We start from the raw sequence: 3,721 nt of genomic DNA, 5'->3' as shown, positions 1-3,721 counted from the left end.
GGCCTGCTCGCGGCCATCGTCGCCATCCATTATCTCGTTCGCCATCGTGGTCTGCGCTTGCGGATGGATGAAGGCCGCCTGCGCATCGACATCGACGCACGTCCCGAGATGTCCAGATCTTAGTGTCTCGCCGGCGTCGCGGCAGCCGCGACGCCGGCGAGAGTCTCGATATCGTCAGCTATTCGTCAGCGGCGTCAGCTTGATTTCGACACGCCGGTTCTGTGCGCGGCCTTCGGGGGTGTTGTTGCTCGCCACCGGCTGGCTCGATCCGGCGCCCTTGATGAGGAAGCGGCGGGAGTCGGTTCCCTGCGAGATCAGGTAGCGCGAAACGCTTTCGGCGCGCGCCTGCGACAGCCGATCGTTCAGCTCCTTCGAGCCGGTCGAATCCGTGTGGCCGGTCACGTCGATCAGCGTCTTGTCGTATTTCTTCAGTACGATCGCGACCGAATTCAGGACCTCGTAGAAGCTCGCATTGATGTCCGACGAATTCGTCGCGAAGGTGACGTTGCCAGGCATGTTGAGGATGATGTTGTCGCCGACGCGCGTGACGCTTACGCCAGTCGAGCGCAGTTGTCGGGTCAGTTCCGATTCCTGTTGATCCATGTAGTAGCCGATGCCGCCGCCCGCGAGCGCGCCCACGCCGCCCGCGATGAGTGCCCGGTTACGCCGGTCGCTGCCCGTGCCGCCGCCGATGAGAGCCCCGCCCAGCGCACCCGCCAGAGCGCCGATGCCCGCGCCATAGGTCGCCTTGCTAGTCTTCTGTTCTCCGGTATAGGGGTCTTGCGTCTGGCAGGCGGCCAGCGCGAAGGTGCTGCACATGGCAAGTACGATGGTTCTTTTCATCAGCATGAAGATGATCCTGTTTTGTCCCGGCGGAAAGCCCCGACGCGCCCGCTTGGTTCTTTGCGTACCCCGGTTCGGAGCCTAGCAAAGACCGTGCGGGTCGTGAACCGTATTCGGCGGGCGACGGTCAGGGTGCGACGGAGCGTCGGTAGCTCGCCCTTTGATCGGCCGTGGTGAAGGGCGCGAGCTTGATCTCGACACGGCGGTTCTGCGCGCGGCCCTCCGCCGTCCGGTTGGAGGCGATGGGTTCGCCTGCGCCGCTCCCGCGCAGGATAAAGCGCTTTCCCTCGACGCCTTGCGCAATGAGGAGTTCGGCGACGCTGCGGGCGCGCTCCTCCGAAAGCTTGCGATTGGCCCCCGCATTGCCGCTGCTGTCCGTATGCCCGGTCACGTCGATGAGAATGCGGTCATGGGCGCCAAGGATAACCGCGAGCTTCTTCAGCGCCTCCGCGAATTTGGGCGAGACCCCGGTTGAGTTGGGCGCGAAGGCAAGCTCTCCTTGCATGTTGAGAATAAGCGAATTGCCGACCCGCGTGACGCTGACGCCCTGCCGTCGGAGCGCGGAGAGCAGTTCCGCTTCCGCGCCATCCATGTAGAAGCCGACTTCGTTTCCGGGGATCGGCGCGAGGCCCATCTCGCGCATCGCCTGCAGGCGCCTCGGACCGGCGTCGCCACCCGCCATGGCATAGGCCGGCGGCTTGGAGACGGGCAATGGCGCCTGCACTGTCTCGGCCGTCTGGCAGCCGGCGAGCACCGCGGCGGCGCCGAAAAAAAGAATATGAAGAGGCGCTGCCCACGATCGCCCGCGCATGGATACTCCGATACTGACGAATTACCGGCGACAGGTAAGGATGGAAAAAGCGGATCGGGCCCGGTGCCTGCCTGTGGCATCGGACGCCGATGGTGTAAAAGAACCCAACCGTCGCGTGACCGGGCTTAACTTAGCAAAGCTTCGTGTGCGCGAGAACAAAATTGACGTCCACACATACGCGGGGGGCGTCGGGAAGCAATCGGAAACAAAAAGAGGGAGGAGCTCCATGTCGCTATTCGATCTGACCGGCAAGGTCGCCATCGTCACCGGCTCGACCAAGGGCATCGGCGAGGCGATCGTCCATCGCCTGGCCGAACAAGGTGCGAAGGTCGTGGTCTCGAGCCGCAAGGCCGATGCCTGCGACAAGGTGGCGGGCGAGATCAATGCCAAGTTCAAGGACGCGGCCATCGCCGTTCCCTGCAACATCGCCGACAAGGCCGATCTTCAGCGCCTCGTGGACACGACGAACAAGACCTGGGGCAAGATCGACGTGCTCGTCTGCAACGCCGCCGTCAATCCCTTCTTCGGTTCCTCGAAGGACATTCCGGATGACGCCTTCGACAAGATCATGTCGTCCAACGTCAAGTCGAACCACTGGCTCTGCAACATGGTGTTGCCGCAGATGGTCGAACGCAAGGACGGCTCCATTGTCATCATCTCCTCGATCGGCGGATTGAAGGGGTCGTCGGTTCTCGGTGCCTATTGCCTCTCCAAGGCCGCCGACTTCCAGCTCGCCCGCAATCTCGCGGTCGAATACGGCGCTCATAATGTGCGCGTCAACTGCATCGCGCCGGGCCTCATCAAGACGAAATTCGCGCAAGCGCTCTGGGACAATCCCGATATTCTGGAGAAGTCGACATCGACCGCGCCGCTGAAGCGCATCGGCATGCCCGACGAAATCGCCGGCGCGGCGGTCTTCCTCGCCAGCAAGGCCGGCGCCTTCATGACCGGCCAGCAGATGGTCATCGACGGCGGCGTGACCATCGCGTGAGGTGGCAGATGGCAGAGCCGTAATAGGAGTATTGCGGTATAAGCCCTCCCCCCTTGAGGGGGAGGGTTGGGAGGGGGGGGCCGCAAGGAAGGGTCTTGCGAAGAAGCCCCCTCACCCGAAACGCGGTTCCCGCGTTTCGACCTCTCCCTCAAGGGAGAGGTGAAGAGCAGGAAGCATATTCGTGACGAAGCCGAAGATCTCCATCCGTCCTCTCGAAGCCCGCGACCGCGCGGGCTGGGACGGGATGTGGGCGGGCTATCTCGCCTTCTACAAGACCGAACTCTGGCCCGAGGTTTCCGACGATACGTTTGAGCGCATCCTCTCCGGCGTGCTGATCGGAATCGTCGCGGTCGACGAAAACGATGCGCCCCTCGGCTTTGCCCATGCGTTGCTCCACCAGGGCACATGGAGCCCGAAACTTCTCTGCTATCTCGAAGATCTTTATGTGCGCGAAGAGGCGCGCGGTCGCGGCGTCGGCCGTGCGCTGATCGAGGCGCTGGCGGATCGCGGCCGCAACGAGGGCTGGCTCCGCCTCTACTGGCAGACCGCGCGGGACAACGAAACCGCGCAGAAGCTCTACGACAAACTCGCCGCCCGCACGGATTGGCTCCGCTACGACCTTGACCTTTGAGCGCGAATGACCATTTGATCTTTTTCGGTCATCAAGGGGAGTGGGCTTCATGAAAAGTATCGTCGTCACGGGCGTCTCCACCGGTATCGGCTGGGGCGCGACCAAGGTGCTGACCAAGGCGGGCTTCCACGTCTTCGGCAGCGTTCGCAAGGAGGCGGACGCCCAGCGCCTCAAACAGGATTTCGGCGACAGGTTCACGCCACTTCTCTTCGATGTGACGGATGTCGCCGCCGTGAAACGCGGCGCCGACGAGGTTCGCGCGGCCTTGAAGGGCGAAAAGCTCTTCGGCCTCGTCAACAATGCGGGCATCGCGGTGTCGGGCCCGCTCCTCGAACTCCCGATCGAGGAGTTCAGGACGCAGATGGAAGTGAACCTGACGGGGCCGCTGATCGTCACCCAGGCCTTCGCGCCGTTGCTCGGCGCCGACACCTCGCTGAAAGGCGCG

The 3,721-nt window shown here is 63.3% G+C and carries 5 protein-coding genes; 3 read left to right on the top strand and 2 right to left on the bottom strand.

What is annotated here, in order from left to right:
- Positions 1-174: 174 nt before the first annotated feature.
- Both VMR03_RS10620 and VMR03_RS10615 read right to left on the bottom strand, forming a co-directional pair.
- A complete protein-coding gene (locus VMR03_RS10620; protein ID WP_325404986.1) occupies positions 175-846 on the bottom strand; it encodes an OmpA family protein in 672 nt (223 codons plus the stop codon).
- 124 nt (positions 847-970) lie between these two features.
- Entirely contained in the window at positions 971-1,654 is a 684-nt protein-coding gene (locus VMR03_RS10615) for an OmpA family protein (RefSeq protein ID WP_325404984.1), read from the bottom strand.
- 226 nt (positions 1,655-1,880) lie between these two features.
- Here VMR03_RS10615 and VMR03_RS10610 point away from each other — a divergent pair, with 226 nt between their 5' ends.
- The 3 genes from VMR03_RS10610 to VMR03_RS10600 form a co-directional block, all read left to right on the top strand.
- Positions 1,881-2,645 carry an SDR family oxidoreductase gene (locus tag VMR03_RS10610; protein WP_325404982.1) on the top strand — a complete coding sequence of 255 codons (765 nt, stop codon included), beginning with the start codon at positions 1,881-1,883 and terminating at the stop codon, positions 2,643-2,645.
- Between the two features lie 181 nt (positions 2,646-2,826).
- Positions 2,827-3,276: a GNAT family N-acetyltransferase gene (locus tag VMR03_RS10605; RefSeq protein ID WP_325404980.1), complete on the top strand. Its 450-nt coding sequence runs from the start codon at positions 2,827-2,829 to the stop codon at positions 3,274-3,276.
- Between the two features lie 49 nt (positions 3,277-3,325).
- The coding region (locus tag VMR03_RS10600; RefSeq protein WP_325404978.1) for an SDR family NAD(P)-dependent oxidoreductase at positions 3,326-3,721 on the top strand (396 nt) is incomplete at its 3' end.

It is taken from the genome of Parvibaculum sp., assembly GCF_035511255.1.
In the GTDB taxonomy this organism is placed as follows: Bacteria; Pseudomonadota; Alphaproteobacteria; order Parvibaculales; family Parvibaculaceae; genus Parvibaculum.
This window is presented reverse-complemented; position numbering and strand designations above follow the sequence as displayed.

Bases quoted from the DNA above. Each gene is read 5' to 3' on its own strand.
- VMR03_RS10615 (WP_325404984.1), bottom strand. From the start codon at position 1,654: ATGCGCGGGCGATCGTGGGCAGCGCCTCTTCATATTCTTTTTTTCGGC.
- VMR03_RS10610 (WP_325404982.1), top strand. From the start codon at position 1,881: ATGTCGCTATTCGATCTGACCGGCAAGGTCGCCATCGTCACCGGCTCG.